Source organism: Paenibacillus sp. Root444D2, assembly GCF_001426375.1.
GTDB lineage: Bacteria > Bacillota > Bacilli > Paenibacillales > NBRC-103111 > Paenibacillus_E.
In genome coordinates this window covers 170,472-191,340 of record NZ_LMEO01000023.1, presented here as the reverse complement: position 1 = coordinate 191,340, position 20,869 = coordinate 170,472, and the positions used below count along the sequence as shown (strand labels likewise).

15 protein-coding genes are annotated in these 20,869 nt (G+C 44.6%); 4 read left to right on the top strand and 11 right to left on the bottom strand.

All coding sequences use genetic code 11. The features are described 5' to 3' along the window. Nucleotides 1-375: 375 nt before the first annotated feature. The 11 genes from ASD40_RS15035 to ASD40_RS14980 form a co-directional block, all read right to left on the bottom strand. Nucleotides 376-3,948: an OmpL47-type beta-barrel domain-containing protein gene (locus ASD40_RS15035; protein WP_057304054.1), complete on the bottom strand. Its 3,573-nt coding sequence runs from the start codon at nucleotides 3,946-3,948 to the stop codon at nucleotides 376-378. A gap of 921 nt (nucleotides 3,949-4,869) precedes the next feature. Next, nucleotides 4,870-6,501 (bottom strand): response regulator transcription factor, encoded by a 1,632-nt coding sequence (locus ASD40_RS15030; protein ID WP_057304053.1) that lies wholly within the window; start codon nucleotides 6,499-6,501, stop codon nucleotides 4,870-4,872. Nucleotides 6,502-6,503: 2 nt separating this feature from the next. Beyond that, nucleotides 6,504-8,291 (bottom strand): cache domain-containing sensor histidine kinase, encoded by a 1,788-nt coding sequence (locus ASD40_RS15025; protein ID WP_057304052.1) that lies wholly within the window; start codon nucleotides 8,289-8,291, stop codon nucleotides 6,504-6,506. A gap of 100 nt (nucleotides 8,292-8,391) precedes the next feature. Further along, nucleotides 8,392-9,735, bottom strand: a complete 1,344-nt coding sequence (locus ASD40_RS15020) for an ABC transporter substrate-binding protein (protein WP_057304051.1) — start codon at nucleotides 9,733-9,735, stop codon at nucleotides 8,392-8,394. Nucleotides 9,736-9,859: 124 nt separating this feature from the next. Continuing rightward, complete coding sequence (locus ASD40_RS15015) at nucleotides 9,860-10,687, bottom strand: carbohydrate ABC transporter permease (protein ID WP_057304050.1); 828 nt, start codon at nucleotides 10,685-10,687, stop codon at nucleotides 9,860-9,862. Between the two features lie 20 nt (nucleotides 10,688-10,707). Next, the gene (locus ASD40_RS15010) at nucleotides 10,708-11,652 is read right to left on the bottom strand and encodes a carbohydrate ABC transporter permease (protein ID WP_057304049.1); all 945 of its coding nucleotides are present in this window, start codon (nucleotides 11,650-11,652) and stop codon (nucleotides 10,708-10,710) included. 622 nt (nucleotides 11,653-12,274) lie between these two features. Then, nucleotides 12,275-13,720: a DEAD/DEAH box helicase gene (locus ASD40_RS15000; RefSeq protein WP_057304047.1), complete on the bottom strand. Its 1,446-nt coding sequence runs from the start codon at nucleotides 13,718-13,720 to the stop codon at nucleotides 12,275-12,277. 108 nt (nucleotides 13,721-13,828) lie between these two features. Then, on the bottom strand, nucleotides 13,829-14,281 hold the full coding sequence (locus ASD40_RS14995; protein ID WP_057304046.1) for a DUF4362 domain-containing protein: 453 nt from the start codon (nucleotides 14,279-14,281) through the stop codon (nucleotides 13,829-13,831). Nucleotides 14,282-14,336: 55 nt separating this feature from the next. After that, entirely contained in the window at nucleotides 14,337-14,669 is a 333-nt protein-coding gene (locus ASD40_RS14990) for a DUF3024 domain-containing protein (RefSeq protein ID WP_057304045.1), read from the bottom strand. Nucleotides 14,670-14,702: 33 nt separating this feature from the next. Then, nucleotides 14,703-15,335, bottom strand: a complete 633-nt coding sequence (locus ASD40_RS14985) for an MSMEG_1061 family FMN-dependent PPOX-type flavoprotein (protein WP_057304044.1) — start codon at nucleotides 15,333-15,335, stop codon at nucleotides 14,703-14,705. Between the two features lie 161 nt (nucleotides 15,336-15,496). After that, nucleotides 15,497-16,723 carry a serine hydrolase domain-containing protein gene (locus ASD40_RS14980; protein WP_057304043.1) on the bottom strand — a complete coding sequence of 409 codons (1,227 nt, stop codon included), beginning with the start codon at nucleotides 16,721-16,723 and terminating at the stop codon, nucleotides 15,497-15,499. Between the two features lie 200 nt (nucleotides 16,724-16,923). Between ASD40_RS14980 and ASD40_RS14970 the strand changes: the two genes are divergently transcribed. The 4 genes from ASD40_RS14970 (at nucleotide 16,924) to ASD40_RS14955 (ending at nucleotide 20,645) form a co-directional block, all read left to right on the top strand. Further along, nucleotides 16,924-17,511, top strand: coding sequence for an AAA family ATPase (locus ASD40_RS14970; RefSeq protein ID WP_057304041.1), 588 nt, complete (start codon nucleotides 16,924-16,926; stop codon nucleotides 17,509-17,511). Nucleotides 17,512-17,640: 129 nt separating this feature from the next. Then, a complete protein-coding gene (locus tag ASD40_RS14965; RefSeq protein ID WP_057304040.1) occupies nucleotides 17,641-18,630 on the top strand; it encodes a LacI family DNA-binding transcriptional regulator in 990 nt (329 codons plus the stop codon). A gap of 160 nt (nucleotides 18,631-18,790) precedes the next feature. Beyond that, on the top strand, nucleotides 18,791-19,456 hold the full coding sequence (locus ASD40_RS14960) for a hypothetical protein (protein WP_057304039.1): 666 nt from the start codon (nucleotides 18,791-18,793) through the stop codon (nucleotides 19,454-19,456). Nucleotides 19,457-19,736: 280 nt separating this feature from the next. Next, nucleotides 19,737-20,645, top strand: coding sequence for an ArsR/SmtB family transcription factor (locus ASD40_RS14955; protein ID WP_057304038.1), 909 nt, complete (start codon nucleotides 19,737-19,739; stop codon nucleotides 20,643-20,645). The last annotated feature ends 224 nt before the right edge of the window (nucleotides 20,646-20,869 follow it).

Sequence of the window (20,869 nt, the reverse complement as noted above, 5' to 3'; positions counted from 1 at the left end):
TATCAAACTTGCTATGAGCGGCTTCCTCATGTTTGTCACAAGCATTCAGTTCATAGTCAACATTTCCGATTCGAAATGTGGCTGGTTGATCGCAGTAAGAGCATATTGCCGTATTCACTATTCCTATTCCCATGCCTATTAACACCCACCATTCAATACATCATATAATGACCATGATGCCATCTTCTTTACATTTTTATACATATAACACTCATCCCAAGCCGACTGTTAAATTGCACACTAGTGGTACTGCCTACATGAGAAGCCACTCCGAATCAACTAATCTCTCCCGTCCCCTCCCCAACTCAGACAAAAAAGAGCCTCCAACAACTCCAACCGGAGTCGTTAAAGGCCCTTTTTCCATAACGTCAGCTCTTACTTCGTTACTTTCACCGTAATCTTGTCACTCGAAGTAACACCACCCGCATTGACCAATTCGCTGCGGTACTCATACAGGCCAATGGCTCTGCCAGCAATCGTCGACACCGCGCTTTGTGCACTTGGAGAAGCTGCATTCAAGCTCTTGGTTTCGATCAAAATGCCATTTTCGTATAGGCGATACTCGGTAGCGTTGGTGCCCCACCACATGTTCATCGTCACCTTGTAGCTGCCGTCTCCATCCCAATTATCTTGAGATAGTACCGGTTTACCTGGCAATGCGTCTGTAATCTTGACCACAAGTGGGCTGCTAGCTGTTGTTCCGAAAGAATTAATAAGTTCACTCGTATAGGTATAAGTGCCGTTCGCTTTGCCTCTCACATCTACTTTAGCCACTTGCGCTGCTGGAGACGCGTCAGTTAATGTTTGCGTACTGATGAGTACGCCATTTTCGTATAGCTTAAACACGGAGCCGTTATTCCCCCACCACATGTTCATTGTGACTGTGTAGTTACCATCTTTTAATCCAGTTGCATGACCACTGTTATCTGACAAAACAGGTTTACCTGGCACCCCAACCGATAACGGCTTTACTACCGTAATAGACACAGCGTTGGTTGGTACTGTTTTTCCATTCAGTGTGACGGTAGCTGTAATTTGCGCAGTCCCTTCAGCCAAAGCGCTAACTTTACCTGCTGCATCCACAGTAACTACCGCTGCATTACTTGTGTTGTAGGCAACTACAGCACCGCTAAGATCAGCAGGCGCTCCGTTGCTTAATATGCCTGTAAGGTGAGTAGCCGTCGTTTCACCCGGTTTCAGTGACAGCGCGTCAGCAGCAAGGGTAGCTTGACTGAATGTAACGCTCGCACTTACGTTGAATGTTTGTGTCGATTGCACTAAATTGCCTGCTGCATCCACTACACTGTATTGCACCGTATGTGCTCCTAGTGCTAGACTGCCTGCGGCAAACGTTTGACCGCTGTTAATCACAGCGCCATCCAAAGTCAACGTCTGCGTCGCCACACCGGAATGTGCATCTGTACTGTTCAAATCGAATCTCAGCGTATCCGCATCTGTCACATCCGTCAGAGCATGACCGGACTCCGTCAAAACAGCAACGGGTACTGTTTTATCTAATTTCACTTCCATAGATTTCGCCGCTTCCACATTCCCTGCAGCATCTGTAGAGAAATATCCGATCGTACTCGTTCCTTCGTTTTGAATGACAATGGGTGCAGCGTAAGCAGCTGCATTTCCGCCATTGATACTGTATTCGGTCCCCACCGTACCTGCTGATTCATCCACAGCCGTCAAGGTAACCGTCACATCTTCTTTAAACCAGCCCTCGCTATTTGGAGCACTCGACAATACCGCCGTCGTCACAGGTGCCACTGTGTCAGCCACTGCGGTGAAGTCGCTCAATCCTCTTGGTTTCAATTGAAATACACCTTTGAAAATGGCAGCGACACCTTGGATATTCACGGTTTTACCTGCCTGATAAGGGAACGTGCTTTGTGTTAATCCAGTCCGTGCATCAACCCGAACATGATTGCTCACCGCTCCGTTAACCGCATCAAATTCAAAAGAGCCCGTCGGTGCAGCACTAATGATATTATTGATCGTTACATTGCTGAGCTCGACCAGCTGCCCTTGATTATCGCTAGTTACAGCCGATACAACAGCTGGTGTAGGCACAGCAGTGACTCCTGTTTTGGTAATTTCCACTGGATCGGTCAACTCGAACTCTGTGTTAAATACTGCGGTCGAAGCCGTCACCTTCACGGTATCTCCAAGATGAAATCCACTCAAGCTCTGGAACACATACATACCGCCGGTAGCATCCTGCAAGTAGAAAGATTGCCCGCCAAAAGATCCAGGTTCCGTAGTTACAACGCCCTCAACTGTCACCAATGTTCCATCAGCTTTACCTCGTGCTTCAGCGACGGTGATCTTAGCCGGAATTGGATTCTGCTCTTCCGGTAACGGTTCAGCCGGAACGTTGCCAAGTGTAACGGCTTCGGTCTTCAGGTTCGTTCCGTTTTGACGCAGCCTCAAGTTGGCCGCAGCCGTCGTTCCCGGCTTAATTCGAACTTTCAAATCTTTTGTAGCATGTCCATTAATATCTGAGGTCACGCTGAACGTAGAGCTGTACCCGTATGCAGCGGGCCATGTGCCATCTGCATTTTGAATCATAGCTATTTGAGCGCCCCCGCTGACCAAATAAATACCAACACTGAACCCCGCTACAGTCGTAGACGCAGGCAGGTTATCCACAACTACCCGCACGGGGAAGTCCTCTGCATTGGGTAGTGTTGCTTGATGCACAAAGCTGTAAGCAGCACTAGCTGTTGCCGTAGGTCCGCCGTATGAGCCCGCTTTAAACGTGCTGCGGTCATACCATTTGTAGCCTGCGTTTGGCGCAGCCCAAGGCTCTGGCTGTGGTTCCGTTGACGCAGCCGGATCTTCAAAAGGCAGCAGCGCCGTAGGTTGATCCAACTGCAAGCCGCTAACCTGAGATAAGCTTGTATAGCTTTCTTTCTTCGAGAGCCAGTTCACCATATTTACAAGCAGCACACCATCGTTCTGCTCTTTAAAACCGTCATAGGTCGTCTTCTTCGCACCCGTATCCTCGCGGACATATTTCGGTGTCGCATCTTCAACCGGTGAGGAATCGCCGATAAATCCAGCCTTACCTGCACCTGCTTTGGCAACAGCCACATAAGGGCCTTCGGCAATACCGCCTCCGTTATATACACCTTGATCAACTGCATTCGCCCAAGCATCGCTCGTTTGCGGCAGGTACACAATCCCCTTCGCTTTTGTAGGATCAAGAATAGCTAGCGTTGAACCTGCATGCATAGCCACTGTTGAGACACCGCTGGTAATCCCGAAAGCTTGCTCTGGCGCTACTATTTGATTCGCCGTAATATCTCCCAAAGCGTTATAGCGGAAACGCAAACCGAACTGTGTAGCCAACCAATCCGAACTAGCTACGTCCTGCATGGCTGATGAAGCGGTCTCCTCTGCGTTCATACCGCTAGCCGGGTTCGTCCATGCACCTCTGCGGTAGCCATTGAATACTTCCGAACCGTCCCAACGGTTCTTGTTGCGGTCTGCATTGTAGTGATCTCCGATGAAGAAGATACTGCCGCCTCCCTGCACATATTGCTCCAGAGCAGCTTGCTCAGTCGTCTTATAGGGAACATTCGATTCTGCAACGACGAATACATCGTAACCACTCAAATCACTCAACGTAATGGGTGTCGTTTTGCGCAGCTCTTTCACGTAATAACCATTATTCGCTAAAGCATTGGCAAAATCTGAGAAGGCCCCATCAATTACCCAATCGGCTGCTCCAGCGGTTTGTTCATGCGTATTGTCGAAAAGAACCTTCTTGCCTGCATTTTCGTTAACTACTTTGGCTTCAATAAATGGAGCCGGATCACTCGGTCCTTCCGCCATAACAGCTTGCCAACTGCTTGTGGCCAATACTTGAAACGGTAACGCGATTGTTACGGCAAGTGTTGTTTTCAAAAGTTTTGCTTTCCATCCTGCTAGCCTACTCATTACAATTCCTCCTTAGCATTTGCTGAGTCAAAAAATTTCTTCATAAGCTGAGGCTTTATGGACAGACAAGCCCAATAATACCCCTAAATTTTACCACGGTTTAAAAGGAAAAAGTGATATTTTTTTGTAAAGATAAGGAAGTTTGTGCAGGGGTACAACCGCCATAGATGATTATCTAAAATCAATGAAATTGAGATCTGGAATAGTAATGGATCCATACACAAATAGAACCTGGCTGAGGGCCAGGTTCTTGTCGAAAGCTTACGTTTGAGGATGGGGAACGAGCTTCTCTTTGCTATCACTCGCTCGTCTAGATACCAATCCGCCTTCTATTCGTCTGTAATGATGAAATATATGGTTCAGAAACGATTCCACACCTCTTCGCGACTATAACGATGAAAAACATCTTTACAGCCTCGCTCAACGCACAAAATTGCTTTTTTCTCGTTTGTAAGAATGCAAAACATCGTTACAGACACCACTTCACTTCCCCCTCGCATCTGTAACGATGAAAAACATCGTTACAGCCTCGCTCAACGCACAAAATTGCTTTTTTCTCGTTTGTAAGAATGCAAAACATCGTTACAGACACGATTTCACTTCCCCCTCGCATCTGTAACGATGAAAAACATCTTTACAGCCTCGCTCAGCGCTCAAAATTGCTTTTTTTCTCGTTTGTAAGAATGCAAAACATCGTTACAGACACGATTTCATTTCCCCCTCGCATCTGTAACGATGAAAAACATCATTGCAGCCTCGCTCAGCGCACAAAATCGCACTTCTTCACTAAAGACCGGGACTGATGTATCCGTTTGTTTACAAACACCGCTCAAAGTACCGGACCGAGCATCGTTATGGGGGTATCTTATTTTTCCAAAAAAACAGACTTGTTCGCATATGAACAAGTCTGTTTCTTCTCCGTTAAGTCGGCTGATTCGCTTTCGTTTGTCCACGATAAGCATTTGGCACAAAACCCGTATGCGCTTTGAACAGCTTTCCGAAATAATTCTTATTCTCGTAGCCCAGCATATCGGAAATTTGTTCAATGCTCTTATCCGTGATTTCTAAAAGCTCCTTCGCTTTTTCCATCTTCAGCCGTGTGACGTATTCAATGAAATTCTCTCCGGTTTCCCGCTTGAACAATCGGCTTAAATAGCTTGGATGCAGATGAAGATGGGTTGCTGCATCTTCGAGGGATATTTTCATATGCAGATGATTATATACAAATCGTTGACACTCTAAAATCTCTCGGTTGTGAGACTCGCGATATACCTGACCTGCCCATTGAATAGCCTGCTGAAGGTAGTCTTTGAGCCATAGCTCAAGCTCACGGAGGGACGACAATTCATGAACATCATGATGCAAGAGCTCTGAAGAGAAGGTTGACTGGTAATGCTGCAGCGACTTGAGCCGCATCCGTACGTCGAGAATCATCTTCAGCAGCCACTCCTTTACTTCCATCGGGCGAAATCGGTTGTATTGGATAAAATCTATCCACTTCGAGACAAACCCATCGATCATATCCAATCGCTCATCGAAAACAACACTCCGAAACTCATCCAATGCTTCGGAGTACTGTGCTAGTAGCAACCCTCCGTCCTCGAATCCATCTCTGACATGACCCAATTTAATGATAGATGACTCCGGCAAATAAAATCGCAGATTCTTCCCTTCGACCATTCGAATCAACTGGTCTTTCATGGATCGTGCATCTTTGACTGGACTTCCCGTTAGAAAGGTAAATGAAAGCTTCGTGTATTGCTGCAAGCTGCTTTGCAGCTGTCTTAGTGTCTGCTCCACTTTCAGGCTGTTGTTGACGTGAAGCTCTGAATAATGTGGAAACAACAAAACAAATTCTCCTGTATCGTAAGTGAAAAGTGCTGTCTCCTTCTGATCGACTAGCAGCTCTTCCACAATATTCTGGATGGTGTATTCAAACAGATCCTTGGATTGAAAGCGATTGTCTGCCTCCTTCACACGATTCGCGTAACCAAAGACTGGTAGTACGCCTTGTTTTCCAAGTCGAATACCGAATCCTTCCGCTTTCAGCGTCCACTCTTTCGCATCTAACAAAGGCTCATTCACCGTACTGCGGATAAATTGACGCTTGGATGCACCGCGATGTTGATACACCTCCTTCTCGAGCTTGCGGCTCTTCGACAATACTTGGATTTCCGCGTCCAGTTGTTCCTTCAGCCTTCCCAGCAACTCGGAAATATTGCCAACATTCATCGTTTCCTTCAAGATATATTCGCTTACCGACAGCTTCATCGCGGTTTGCGCAAAGTGAAAATCATCGTGACAGGATAGAATAACTGCCTTCATATGAGGATGGACCTCGCGCAGACGCCCAATGAGCTCCAGCCCATTCATGCCAGGCATGCCAATATCGCTGATAAGCACATCCGTCTTTTCCTGGCGTCCTGCTTCTAGCGCATCCAGTGGATTCTCGTAAGCTCCCGTCAACGTATACCCTAATTCTGCCCACTTAATTGAAGTCTTCAGAAATTCAAGCACAGGTAAATCATCATCCACAATAATAACGGAGTACATGGTTAACCCTCCTTTCCTGCCTGTTGAGGAAATCGCAGCACAATCTGCGTTCCCTGATCTGGTCCGCTTTCGATTTCATAATCGAAACGATGACCATATATTAATCGAAGTCTTTCAAATACATTGTGTATACCAATGCCTGACAAGGATGGGCTGCTAGTTTCTTGAATTTGGTGGGTAGGAGCGTCATCCAAATGATTGCGCAGCGCAGCTAGTCGTTCAGGGGGCATTCCGACACCCGAATCTCGAACCTCCACTTGCAGCCTCCCATCCTCACAAATCCTCGAGGCTATGGTAATTTCCCCTGACTTACTTTTAAGCCCATGTATATAAGCGTTCTCAATTAGCGGTTGTAATAAAAACCGAGGTATTTCAAAAAGAAGGGTGTCTGAAGCCGCAGAAATGTGCAGTTGTACCCGATCACCGTGCCGAGAATTTAAAAGTCGAATGTAATGTTCGTTGATCTCAATCTCTTCATGCAGCGAAATGTATTCGTTGTTGCGGTTGATCGTCATACGCAACAGTGATGACAATGAACTGATTAGTTCCGCATTCTCAGAATCACCCTTCATCATGATTTTCAAACGGATGGAATTAAGCACGTTAAATAAAAAATGCGGGTTAATTTGCGCCTGCAGCATCGCTAACTCTGCTTTACGCTTTAATTCTTGTTCGCGGCGGTTCTCCTCTAACATCCGTTCAATGCGGTCGATCATTCGGTCGAATACATAGCCAAGCCGCCCTACTTCATCTCCCCCGCTGATGTTGGATCGCTCACTCAGTTGACCGGATTCAATGCGGACTACGGTTTGGACGAGCCGCGCAATTGGTTTCGTAAGCGCCCGCACCATATAAAGGAGCACTACAGCGAATAGGATTAAAAAGAATAACTGAATCAGAAAATCAGTCTTTCGGAACGACTCAATTTTGTGGGCAGCGCTTTTATAAGGACTCATATTAACAAGCTTCCATTCGGGTGTTAAATGATTGCTATGCAATATGTAATCTTCTCCATCTACCTTTAGAAACGATGATCCATCCTGCACCGGAAGTTGATCATAGTATGGAAATGGTTTACCAATTGTGCTGGAGTCTTTATCAACCAGAATACGCCCCTGACCGTCCAAAATGACCATCGATTCATTGTTTTTATATTGATCAAATAACTGTTGGATTGTGCTTAATTCCAGTCCAACAACCACATAACCGTACGTTAGTCCATTTGTACGCAGCGGTTTTGCTGCTGCCAATAAATAAGGTTGATTGGTTGCTTGACTATAATTGGGTTCAGCGCCTATCCATTTGACATTATAACCGGACGCCTTCTCCACATCGCTAAACCAACTTTTTTGCAAGAATTCATTCGGGTTAAAAGCAAAGGTTGAATACGAAGCAACATACTCGCCATTGGGCAAAAGCAGTGTGACGTACAAATTACCAAATGAGTTGATGACCGTTGAGATTCTCTTGATTATCGTTTGTTTATAAGCCACGACATCGCCTTTATCTGTCTGATCATTTGCCCGGCCTAACTCCCGAATAGAAGGCTGCAGATCCTCATCAAATTGAATGAAATTCATCACATAAAGCATATTTTTCATTTGTCCGTTTACGATTTGATTGACGATCCGCATCGATTCCTGCGAGTTATCAGCCACTTGCGACCTCACGGCATCCCGTGTTAACAGACTGGAGACGTTCATGGAAACGATGGAAGGGAGAACGAGACAAATCAGAATCGTCAGCACCAATTTATTACGTAGTGATAAGGTACGAAGCCAGCTCGGCACTGCACTCTCCTGCCTTTCGGTTGAATCAAGAAATGGGAAAAAGAGGAGCCCTAGGCCTCCTCTTTCATTATATCAGGATTGGTGCGCTGTTCGTTAATAACTACTTGGCATTGCTCTTACGGATATCTTCAATTTTTGTTTTTGCGGTTTGAATCGTTTTCTCCAGATCCTGTTTGCCTGTCAAGAACAGCTCAACTTGCGTTAAGAATTCCTTCTCTTGCTGCAGGGCATATGTCGGAGGAATAACAAGCTTCGTTGCTTTATTTACTTTCAACGTAGCGAGCAATGAGTCCTTATCGATCATAGCAGCTTGTTCAGGTTTACCATTTTTCAGAATCGAATCTACATTCTTAGCCAAATCAGCTTTCTTCCAACCAGAGAAGAACAGACCCTGTGTTTGAATTCCTTCCGTCGTATACCATTTCACAAAGTCATATGCCGCTTGCTTATTCTTGGAATTTGCTGCAACACCCACGAAGTCCGCGCCTCCAATTGTTAGACCGTTCGCATCTTTCGCGTCGTACTTCGGATATGGAGCAAACACTGTCTTAAATTTCGCATTCAGCGCCAGTTCTCCTACCATCCAGTTACCTGTTGCTAACATCGCTGTTTTACCAGCATAGAAAACGTCACGGTAAGCCATTTTCTGCGATACAACTTCAAAGTAAGGAACGGATGTTTTGTCCACATTTTCCATCTTGTTACGTAAATCGAGGGAGTAACGAACCTTTGGATTATCGATATTCTGTGTACCGTCAGGTTTCACAAGGTAAGCGTTATCCATGTCGCTGTTCAGCGCCAATTCCGCGTATTCTTTCCAATTATGGAAGTAGGATCCGTACTGCTTGGCTGCGCCTTCACCCTTGGTCAATTTCTTAGCATACTCCGCATATTCATCCCAGGTCCACTCTGTTGGCACGGGCAGTTTCGCTTCATCCAACTTATCTTTGTTCAATAGAACGAACCATTCAGCCATTTTACCGGGCAGAGCATAATATTTGCCGTTTACGACTGGATCAAGTTTATATTCATCTTTAACAACAATATTATCTTTCTTCAAATAATCATCAAGGGGCTCCAAGATACCTGCTCCTATGCGTTGAGCGAATTCGGGTGCGCTTGAGTACATAACAACGTCCATTTGCTCACCGGAAGCAGCTAATAGATCAAGCTTTTTCATCCCTTCTTGAGAATCGCCCTTCTCGGACATGCTTTCATAAACAACTTTTACGTTCGGGTGCGTTTTATTGTAAGCTTCAACAGTCGCGTTCCAGTTCCCTTGAGCCTCGGTGTACCATCCTTGTACTTTAATTGTAACCGGAGCTTTAGCCGTTGCTGCTGCATCCTTACCATTATCCGCTGCTGGTGTCTCTCCTTTGCCACAGCCTGCAAGTACAGTACTGATCACTAGGATACCGCTTAGTACTAATAAACTCTTTTTCATAGGAACCCCTCCAAGTTGTATTCGTTATTTTGAAAACCTTTACATGATCGATCGTAACAAACTTGTTTGGAGCACACGAGGCACTATTTTAACCTCATGCACTCATTTTTTGACCTTTTAACCCTTAACCTTTAACCCCACCCGTCGAGATTCCCTCGATAACTTGCTTTTGCCCAATGATGAAAATAATGAGTAAAGGGACGATTGCCGATACAGAAGCAGCCATGATGAGTGAATAGAACTCTCCATTTAAATCAGCAAAGGATCTGATGCCGAGAGGCAGTGTGAATAAATCTTTCGTTCTCAAGAAAATAAGCGGGTTCTGGTAGTCGTTCCATGTCCAGATAAAACGCAGAATCGCATAAGTAGCGATCGCCGGACGTACAAGCGGTGTACAGATAGAGAAGAAGATTCGGACATGACCCGCTCCATCCATTCGCGCTGACTCGATAAACTCCTCATGAATGCCCATGTAGAACTGGCGAAGCATGAAAGTCCCGAGAACACTGAAGGAGCCAAGCAAAATTAGACCAAAGTGACTATCGAACAAGCCCATCCAGCGAAACAATAGAAACTGCGGAACGAGAATCGCTTGACTGGGGATCATATAGATCGCCAACACGAGAACGAAGAGCATATGACGGCCGCGAAACTTGATCTTCGAGAAGGCATAGGCTGCCATGGAGGAAAGCAGGACAGAAAGCGCCGTAGTCAAAACGGAAACCTTGATAGAATTCCAGTAATAAAGGGAGAACTTCGTCGACCACACCGTTTTATAATTTTCAATCAAATTCCAATGCTTAGGGATCCACTGAATGGGATATAGAAACACATCTGCTTCCGGCTTCATAGATGCGGATATCATCCATAAGAAGGGAGACATGAACAATATACCTATAATAAACATGAGTATAGTTAGCAGCGTTTTTTTAACATTTTTAAACTTGTCCATCGGTTACTCCTCCTTCTTCTCTAGTAATTGACCCATCTACGTTGTCCAAACCACTGAACGAGTGTAATCAGGAGGACAAAGACCAGCAGCACAATAGCCATCGCGGAGGCATAGCCGGATTGTAGATTTACGAAAGCTGTTTCATACAAACGATATACGACCACACTGGTTGAATTCGCAGGACCGCCGCCTGTTAGAACGGAAATAACGTCGAACGCTTTAAATGTCCCTATAATTCCTGTTACGAGTAAGAAGAATGTGGTTGGTGATAAGAGCGGCACAGTTATGCTGAAAAATTGTCTCAACTTCGATGCGCCGTCAATGTCTGCTGCCTCATAAAGATCGTTCGGAATCGACTGCAAACCGGCCATAAATATAATCATGTTATATCCGATACTCACCCAGATCATAAGTCCCATTACACAATATAAAGCAAAATCCGGATCAGCTAGCCATTTTGGCGGGTTCGCTATCCCCCAGTCGATTAATATTTGATTAATCGGCCCATAGGTTGGGTGGAACAATACCTGAAACACAATCGCTACAGCAACAACACTTGAGATGTAAGGAATGAAATAAACAACTTTAAAGAAGTCTTTAAAATGAATTTTCTTATCAATGATAACCGCCAGAACGAGCGAAAAAATCAAAGTTAACGGCACTACAATCATAAGAATCAGGTTATTTTTGAGTGATAGAAGAAATACGCTGTCGTGCACAAGCTTAACAAAGTTATCTAAGCCGAGAAATTTCACTTTAGAAAATCCGGCAACAAAGTTCCAATTCGTAAAACTGAGGAAAAAGGAAGCTACGATTGGAAATAGTGTAAAAATAAATAAGCCAAGTATCATGGGACTGACGAATGCGTATCCGACCAGATCCTCGCGCACCTGCTGCATGGACCGCTTCCGCTTCACTTGTACGGAGGGAATAGTGCCTGCTTGTGAATGTATTTTGGTAGCCATGTAATTCACCCCATGTCGTGTTTTCTCTAGTCTACCTTGGTAGAGAAGGATCGGTAAGTCAAATAATTGACCCCTTTGGGTAAAATTTTAACCTGTGGGTAGGATCTATGTCTTACGATGCCCTTTTGGTTGAGTCCCCTTTTTGACCAGTTCTGGACCTTCTAACCGGTTTAGGGTCCTTTCGCAGGGTCCGTAGGACCCCCACCTACTGCCGAATGAATCCTCCAAAGCCCAAACCGCGCTTGTAGGGGGTCCAGCAATGTTTCCTCCAAGCAATATTGTATTTTGTACAACATTAGGCTGGCTAATCCACGTTATCCCTACGATTATTGCAAATAATACAACATATTTTCCCAAAAGCAGCTCTTTTGAAAGAAACGCGGCTAAATTGTTGTACAGCATACAACATCTTGAGCTTGTATGGGAAGAAACCACCGAAATTGTTGTACGCTGTACAACTTTCGCTCCTGTTAGCAGAGAAAAGGCAGACTAAAATCCTCTTTGCCCCTTTCTCCTTGCGCGCGAGAATTCTGAGATTGCGTTGTAGCAATAACGCATGGCGGTGGTCAACTCTAACGGCAAAAAATCCGATAAGCCTAAGAGGCTAACCGGATCGTCGATCTTACTTATTCGCTTCATGCACCTTGAGCAGCTTGCCTTTAATCGTCGTATTCCTCATGATTTTGAGCACCAGCGGGCCCTTACCATTCAAAATATCCACATACGAAACATTATCCTGAATCGTAATGATACCAATATCGTCAGCCGTCACACCTTCAATTTTGGCCAGGGTTCCCACAAAGTCTACAGCCCGAATCTTTTTCTTTTTGCCACCGTTAAAATAGAGCTTCATGATTCCCTTATTCAATTGGTCACTTTTATCTCTCTTAATGACCGGTGTAGCCTGCATTTTCTGATCAAAAGCCGGTTGTCCAAGAGCAACCTCTTCCACCGTTGGAGCGTCATTTCTCGGTATTTCGAATCCAAGATAGCCTTCAATATCAGCTAAAAACTTGTCCTCATTTGGCGTAACAAACGTAATCGCCTTGCCCGTCTTCCCCGCACGTCCAGTTCTTCCGATTCGGTGGACATAGCTTTCTTTTTCAAGCGGAAGATCGTAGTTAATGACGTGCGTGATATCCTCCACATCAATCCCTCGTGCCGCGACATCCGTGGCAATTAAGAAACGGAATTCCCCTCTTTTAAAAGCATTCATGACTAGGAATCGATCGTCCTGCATCATGCCTCCATGGATTTTGTCGCACGGATAGTCTAGCTGCTCCAACTGTCTATATAAGTAGTCGACATGCTCTTGCGTCCGGCAGAAAATGATGCAATTATCAGGATTCTCCACCACGAAAACATCCTTAAGCACATTAAATTTATCGTTTTCTCGAACCGTTATGATAGAATGCTCAATCTGAACCTTGGACGCCTCCGGCGTTTGAATCTCAATATCAATAGGGTTATGCATGTATCGATGGCATAATTGTTCCACATCATTCGGGAGTGTCGCTGAAAATAACATCGTCATGCGATCCGTTGGCAGCTCATCAATAATTGCTCCCACCTGCTCAATGAAGCCCATCCGCAGCATCTCATCCGCTTCATCGATGACTAGATACTTCAGCCGCTCCAGGTCCAGCGTCCCTTTCTGGATATGATCCAGCACCCGGCCCGGTGTCCCAACAACAACATGGCACTTCTGGTGCAGCTCAATCTTCTGCTTGGCAAAAGGCTGCTTCCCATACAGAGCCACCGCTTTAATCCGCTTGAATCTCCCGATATTCGTGATATCCTGCTTCACTTGGTCGGCCAGCTCTCTCGTCGGTGTCAAAATCAGCGCCTGCGGCCTGTTCTCTTCCCACTCCACCAACTCACAAATCGGTATGCCGAACGCCGCCGTCTTCCCACTCCCAGTACGTGACTTAACCGTGAGATCCTTCTCCTGCAGCGCGATAGGAATCACTTCATTCTGCACATCTGTCGGCTGCTCGTATCCTAAGCTTTGAAGCGCCCGTACGATATCTTCACTCAAATTATAATCCGTAAAACTTTTTATACCCACGAATAAACTCCCCTTCTTCTTGCTGTTCTTCCTATATTACTACATCTTGCCTCGGGAACAAAAAAAAGCCCCTTTGAGGGAGCTTGAGGGATACAGACCACGAAACAATTATTGCGCTTTAAACATTAAGAAAATTTCATTTTTATCGCCCGAGTGGAAACCAATAATCTCCTTACAACCCGTTAAGATATATTCAAATCCTTTAATACTGCCCTCTCTCGTTACACTTCTCTTCTCAATTTTATTGCACGAGGTTTTATCTTTCCCTTTTTGAATTCCACCATGTTTATCTCTTGAATCATCAAATATATAGTTAATTTGCTTCCCATCATAAATGAGATCACTTAATATTGGATCCCCTTCCTCTGAGTAACTAGTAATTCTTAGTTTTGATGCTTTCTGATTTTCAAAATCTGTAATAAAAGAATCAATCTTTTCAAAGTTCGTTGGCCCCAGATGACCTACAATAATATCTCCATTCTTCTTTGCGTCTTGAAGAGTGTATGTATGACAACCTGATAGTACGAATACAGAAAGAATAAGACAAATTATTCTCCTCATGGGTTACCTCAGTTCTATAAATGCCTTGTCGCGGGTCATCAAACTTTCGCAATCTTTATCCCCAAAACACGCCTGTATTGTCCTGATCAACTAATTGTAATTGTTTTTCAAAATTACTATCGGGATCGATATAATCAACCCAGTGCCACTTGTCCCTACTGTCTCTCCAATAAACCTTCCATACATTTGATTCTAATCTGAACTGCGCAATATCATATTGCGTCCATTCCGTGCCCATATAGGGTTCTCTTTCCTCGATGAGTGTCACATTATTCCCTCTAAATTTATACACCATCCGAATCTGGTTGTTTAAATGTTTGGGAATTTTCTTCTCAATATATGCCTGCAAAATATTTTCCAATCGTTTCTTTGTGAATTCATCCAGCATAATTCCACCTCATATTATTTTAAATTATCTTCTTTAATACAGTCTCTTCTCATAGCTCTCTTGTAATCCCTTAGTGATTACTTCAATGGTATATGGAGTTGAATTCACATGTTCTGACAATATTCTTGGAATTGATGGTAAAGAGTCCTCTACTGCCCAAGACTTACTATCCCAAATACCAGAACGTTTGAATGCTTTAGCACAATGAATGAAGCATTCTTCAACTTCTACTCCAATTCCTAATAAAGGGTATTTTTCCTTGGCTTTCATCTGCTTCAGAATTCCTTCATCTTTAATCACAAATGCTCGCCCATTAATTCTTAATGTTTCTTCCAGCCCGGGAATGATAAATATGATTCCAACATGAGGATTAGATAATATATTTCTTAGTGAATCAATCCTGCGGTTCCCAGGTCTTTCTGGAATAACAAAATATTTTTCATTAAGAACAAGTACCGAACCGGGAGCATCTCCTCTTGGTGAAACATCACAATAACCGTGCTCATCTGAAGTCGATAAAAATAATAAAGGTGATAAACCTATTAAATCCTGACAATGTTTATCTAGACTGTTAATTACTTTTCGCTTTACAAGGTCACTTGGAAAGCCTATTAGTTCTCTGATTTCATCTTCCGATTTTAAAATTTCCTTAAAAGGAGCTTTCATATATTGTCCTCAGTTCTTTTATAATTATTGCTCTTTAATCATTCAATAAATTCCATTATATCCCTGCACTCTTACGACTACCACTCACTTAATTTGCAAAAGCAAAAAGGAGCTGTCACGGCAGCTCCTTCGTTATTTCTATTTTAGCTTTATCTAATCTACTACTTTAATCCCATCTTAAAAGCCTCAATAGCCTGACCCAACCCAGCAAAAGCATCCGAATTCTCTTGAATCGGCTTATCCGATCTAATCGCTTGAACCACCTGGTTCAACAGTTGTTCCGGCATGTCCACATCCGCCGAATGCGCTGTAGCTGCAACGACTAATTGCAGATCAGGCACGACAAATATGCGTCTTCCGCCTGAACCAGATGCATAGAACACTTCATGCTGCTTTTTGCTTCCTCTGACTAGCCCCTGAGCCAAAGGCTTGGACCACCAATAATAGCCGTAACCGCCTTGTGTACCATTACTGTAATTGAGGAATATGCGCTTAGTCACTGACTCCCGGACCCATGACTTCGGAAAAATAGTCTTGTCTTCCCATTGGCCTTCCTTCAGATATAGATAGCCAATTTTGGCCATGTCTCTTAACGTTAAAGCCAGAGCCCAAGCCCCAATCGTGCAGCCCCCGGGATCATGATTCCAGTTTACATCTGTTATACCGAGCGGCTCGAACAGGCGGGATTTGGCATAGTCAAACATGGACTCACCCGTTACCTTTTGCAGTACAGCGGACAGAAGATGTGCATCACCATTGCTGTAATTAAACATTGCACCAGGCTGGTTCTTAGCCGGACGTTCCAGCACATTTTGCACCCAGTCCGATGAGTACATCATTTCGGTAGAGGATTGTTCATTTTCATTGTTCCACGCTAGCCCCGAGGTCATATTAAGTAAATGCTTTAACATAATCTTTGACTTCAGTGGATCACTTTCTAGTTCAGGAAAAAAAGCAGCAAGCCTTTGATCCAGACTTATCAGCTTACGCTCAGACAAGGCAATACCGATCAAGGCGGACGTCACGCTTTTGGTCACGGACTTCACATCTTGCGGCAAGTCAGCTTGGGTACTCTCATTATAAGCTTCAGCAACCAAATGTCCGTTACGAATAACCGCCACACTATGTACCTGCTGGTCGCGAAAAACTTCGAGCATTTTGGCTAGCCCAGCCGAGTTCATCCCTTGCGCCTCTGGTGTAGATGTTTTCCAACCTTGGGTAGGCCAATCATTAGCCTTTTTTTCAGAAATACTATCAGAATTGATGGTCATTTGTGGAATCGATTTGTTCAAAATATGAACTTGTTTATGTTGGGTTCCAGTTGCTGACAAAGAAAGGGCTGCTGTTTTATTTCCACTTCCGACAAGTGGTTTATTTTTATTTTTCATCTCTATCTTTCCTTCCAGTATGGTTTTTAGCCCCCTGTGGTATGTATTTTACTTTATAAGTGTGAAGTAAATATGGCTTAAACCTTAATAGAACCTTAATATTAGCTGAACGTTTGCTGAATTTCATGTGATTTGAGCCCCATATGTTACAATATTCGTACAAATCCCCCTTAAAAGGAATCATTATTCGGAGGTTAGGCATGCGAAAACTCATATTTTTCATAGGTCCTGCCGGTGCAGGGAAAACGACACTCGCCAAAGCATGGGCACGCAAGCACGGCGGAGCTTTCCTTGACATGGATACGCTGCTCCGGCCAGCGGCAGAAGCGATCATGACCCTTGCTGGACAAGACCCGAACGACCGGGATTCCCCCACATACAAGACATACTGTCGCGATTTGGGATACCGCATAACGATGGATGCTGCACTTGAGAATCTCGAGCTAGGATTGGATGCCATCGTAGTCGGACCTTTCACCAAAGAACTGGCAGATCCACTATGGCTGGAAAAGGAACTTTCGAATATTGGTGCTACGATTAACGATGTGTGCGTTAGGGCTGTTTTTGTCTATTTACCAAGCGAGAATGCCTACCAAGAACGTATACAGTCTAGAGGCTCCGCTTTGGATGTTTGGAAACTGGACAACTGGAAGCAATTTAGCCAGTCGCTCGTTCGCAGAGAAATCAAATGGGTAATTGATCCCTCTTCGATTCTCTATTTCGATAATTCAGGACCGCTTTCATCTGTAAAGTTAGATGTACTTGAGGAATTCATTAATAGAAGCTAATGCTCTAGACAACGACATTGACAATATCTATTTTGTAAATTGATTATCGAATTGACTCAACTTTACAAAAACATATATAATTATAGAATATAAACAGGATCTACATACTTCTCAAGGGGCCATACATAAATGAACTCGAAAACCTCCATGCAAGACATCGCCGATAAGTTGGGCATTTCCAAGAATGCCGTCTCCTTGGCCCTTAATAATAAAGCTGGCGTCAGCGAAGAATTGCGCTATCGTATTTTCGAAGCAGCTAATCAGTTGAACTACCGAACAGATACAAAAACGAAAAAGAAACGCGGCAACCAGCTCGTCTTAATCCCTGAAAACATTCGTAATGATAAAATCTTCTACTACGAAGTGTTCTGGTCCATAGAAAAAAGAGCCAAAGAAAGTGGCTACAACGCCATCATCTGCGGTGTCACACAAGAGATGGAGGATCAACTCATCCTGCCGGAGCTTTATCATGAAATTGATATTCATGGCCTATTACTCGTTGGTGTCCTTCATCTTAACTATGTTCGAATGCTTTTTGACTTGGGAATTCCCCTCGTTACGGTGGATCATTATTACGATGGCTTACAGCTTGACGCTGTTGTGACAGCGAATGCCGAAGAGGCTTACAAAATCGTCACCCATCTTATCGACAAAGGTCACAAGCAGATAGGTTTTATAGGTGAGATTAATAAATCGAAGAGCTTCAAAGAACGCTGGTCCGGGTACCAAAATGCCCTGTCTGATGCAGGGCTGGCAATCGATACGAAACTGGAGGCGCTAAATTCCACCCCCGCCCAGTTAGCAGATCATCTCGATGCGATGACTTCCATGCCAACAGCTTGGTTTTGTGCAGATGATCGCATTGCGATTTCCTTCATCCAAACCCTTATTTCCAAAGGCTACAAGGTGCCGGAGGATATCTCTGTTGTTGGGTTTTGCGACATTGAAGCAGCTCAAATGATCGCCCCTCGCTTAACGACGATCCAAGTGCAGAGGGAACAGCTCGGCTATGAAGCCGTGGATTTTCTTATTCGCAAAATTGACTTCGGCGGAAGCCCTGCGAAGATTTCCATCTATGGAAAACTCATTGAGCGCGATTCTTGTAAAGCGCTGGGATAGAAAATTAAAAAGATGCCCTGTTAGTGAATGCTTACACGCTCTGCAAGAGTCTTTTCACTTATCTACAAGAAAATGTTATAATGTTTACCAGACGAAGAACGTCCTTGAGCCATGTGGCGCAAGGGCGTTTTTTATTCTTTTATAAGGAGGCTTTTGCCAAATGCCATTTGAACAAGCACATCAATCGTTCATAGAAAGCCATCACTCTCGCAGAAGCGGTGAAAGAAAGGGACGTTTAATTAGGGGGCACAACTATGCAGAAAAGCTGCTGCTACAGCAAGTATGGTGGCCGATATTCGGAAACTTCGACAACCTGCATCCGGAATATGAGATCTACGACTGGAATCGCAAATCGCAATTCCTCGACTTTGCTTTCCTCACCCCATTCGGTCGTTTTGGAATTGAGTGCGACGGCTATCAAAGCCATATTAAAGATATGGACCGCGAGAAATTCAGTTACGCTCTGAACCGAGATACATTCCTCACAGGAATGGGATGGACAATGATTCATTTCTCCTTCGATGATATCCAGAGCCGGCCCGAGGTATGCCGTATGCTGCTCCAGCTAGTAATCGGACCTCATCTCCTCCGCAATTTAGCAGCCACTTCTATCTCTCCAGAAGAAAAGGAAGTCCTTAGGTTAGCAGTAAACCTTGGAAAGCCGATTCGTCCCAAAGACATCATCCTGAATAGTGACGTAAATTTTCGTACAGCCCGTAAATGGCTGTATCGTTTAGTCGAAAAGGGCATCCTTCGCTCAATAACGAGCGGCAAATATACCTGTTACTATGAGCTGAAGGAAGGTGCATGGCAGCATTTGATTTAGTCGCTTGAGTCTGATGCATTAATACTAACGCGGTACAACAAAAAGCCAATTTGCCCAAGGAAACCGCCGAATTGTTGCAAAAAATACAACATTCCGGCGAGTGGGAGATCTTAGTTAGGCGTCGGAGTTGAGCAAAACGCCGCTGTACTCTGCTAAGATGCACAAAATGCAACAATGTAGTGCAAGTTGAGTAGAGCACGCTGTTTAAATACTGTTTTAACGTTGTTTAATTAACCTTCAAGTTATACAATGAATAAAAACATTAGAGTGAGGTTCCACTATGCAAATTGAGGTTTCGACCAAAAATATGTACTTCCTAGAATGTTTCTCCTCGGAGACGCGAGTGAAAATCATTGAGCTGCTGGGTGAAGAACCTTTGAATATCAAGCAATTATCACAGCGCCTGGAGATTTCATCCGCTATTGTGACTAAGCATATACAGAAGCTAGAACAAGCCGGAATTGTTACGTCCGAAAGTATGACCGGTGTTCGCGGGACACAGAAAGTATGTTATCTGCAGCTAGAGCTTGCGATACTTCAGTTCAAAGCAAAGAGACCATATGAACATCCGACGAATACGATTTCAATTCCGGTTGGCCAATACTCATCTTTCGAAGTGAGGCCTACGTGCGGTCTTGCTTCGCCTACCCAAATCATTGGCGTCATTGATGACCCCAGATATTTCGCGGATCCCCAGCATGTGCATGCCGGCATCCTCTGGTTCGGGAGCGGCTATGTCGAATATAGAATCCCTAACTTTTTTCATAGTAATCAGAAGCTTCGCTCGATGGAAATTTCTTTTGAAATCTGTTCCGAGGCCCCGGGGTTTAACGAGAATTGGCCATCTGATATTTCTTTTTTTATCAACGAAACTCCCCTAGGTCAGTGGACGAGTCCTGGTGATTTTGGCAAGCAAAGAGGCGTGTTATCCCCGGATTGGTGGGGAAATGGTTTCACTCAGCACGGTCTTTTGAAAATCATAACCGTCAATCCGCAAGGCTCTTTCTTGGACGGAACGAAGATTTCCGACATTACCATCCAAGACTTAAATATTTCTTTCGCAAAAGACATCCATTTTCGAATTGCATCCTTAGAAGACTCCACAAACTGCGGCGGTATCACTTTGTTCGGCAAGCAATTTGGAAATTACGAGCAAGACATCGTGGTCACGATGCATGAGGATAAATAAGATCGTATAGTATATGAGCATCAAGGGTGCGGAGTTGCTCGGCGTTGGGCCGTGGCGCTGGCCATGCTACTGGCCACGGTACTGCCGTGGTGCCGGCCACGGTACTAGCCTTAGCACCAGTCATGGTTCCGGCCATGGTCCCGGTCGTGGGGCTGGCCTTTCGCCGGCCGTGGTGCCGGCCACGGTACTGGCCTTGGCGCCAGTCATGGTTCCGGCCGTGATGC

Excerpts from the sequence above, each read along its gene's own strand:
- ASD40_RS15035 (WP_057304054.1), bottom strand. The coding sequence starts at position 3,948 with ATGAGTAGGCTAGCAGGATGGAAAGCAAAACTTTTGAAAACAACACTT.
- ASD40_RS15030 (WP_057304053.1), bottom strand. The coding sequence starts at position 6,501 with ATGTACTCCGTTATTATTGTGGATGATGATTTACCTGTGCTTGAATTT.
- ASD40_RS15020 (WP_057304051.1), bottom strand. The coding sequence starts at position 9,735 with ATGAAAAAGAGTTTATTAGTACTAAGCGGTATCCTAGTGATCAGTACT.
- ASD40_RS15015 (WP_057304050.1), bottom strand. The coding sequence starts at position 10,687 with ATGGACAAGTTTAAAAATGTTAAAAAAACGCTGCTAACTATACTCATG.
- ASD40_RS15010 (WP_057304049.1), bottom strand. The coding sequence starts at position 11,652 with ATGGCTACCAAAATACATTCACAAGCAGGCACTATTCCCTCCGTACAA.
- ASD40_RS14995 (WP_057304046.1), bottom strand. The coding sequence starts at position 14,281 with ATGAGGAGAATAATTTGTCTTATTCTTTCTGTATTCGTACTATCAGGT.
- ASD40_RS14990 (WP_057304045.1), bottom strand. The coding sequence starts at position 14,669 with ATGCTGGATGAATTCACAAAGAAACGATTGGAAAATATTTTGCAGGCA.
- ASD40_RS14985 (WP_057304044.1), bottom strand. The coding sequence starts at position 15,335 with ATGAAAGCTCCTTTTAAGGAAATTTTAAAATCGGAAGATGAAATCAGA.
- ASD40_RS14980 (WP_057304043.1), bottom strand. The coding sequence starts at position 16,723 with ATGAAAAATAAAAATAAACCACTTGTCGGAAGTGGAAATAAAACAGCA.
- ASD40_RS14970 (WP_057304041.1), top strand. The coding sequence starts at position 16,924 with ATGCGAAAACTCATATTTTTCATAGGTCCTGCCGGTGCAGGGAAAACG.
- ASD40_RS14965 (WP_057304040.1), top strand. The coding sequence starts at position 17,641 with ATGAACTCGAAAACCTCCATGCAAGACATCGCCGATAAGTTGGGCATT.
- ASD40_RS14960 (WP_057304039.1), top strand. The coding sequence starts at position 18,791 with ATGCCATTTGAACAAGCACATCAATCGTTCATAGAAAGCCATCACTCT.
- ASD40_RS14955 (WP_057304038.1), top strand. The coding sequence starts at position 19,737 with ATGCAAATTGAGGTTTCGACCAAAAATATGTACTTCCTAGAATGTTTC.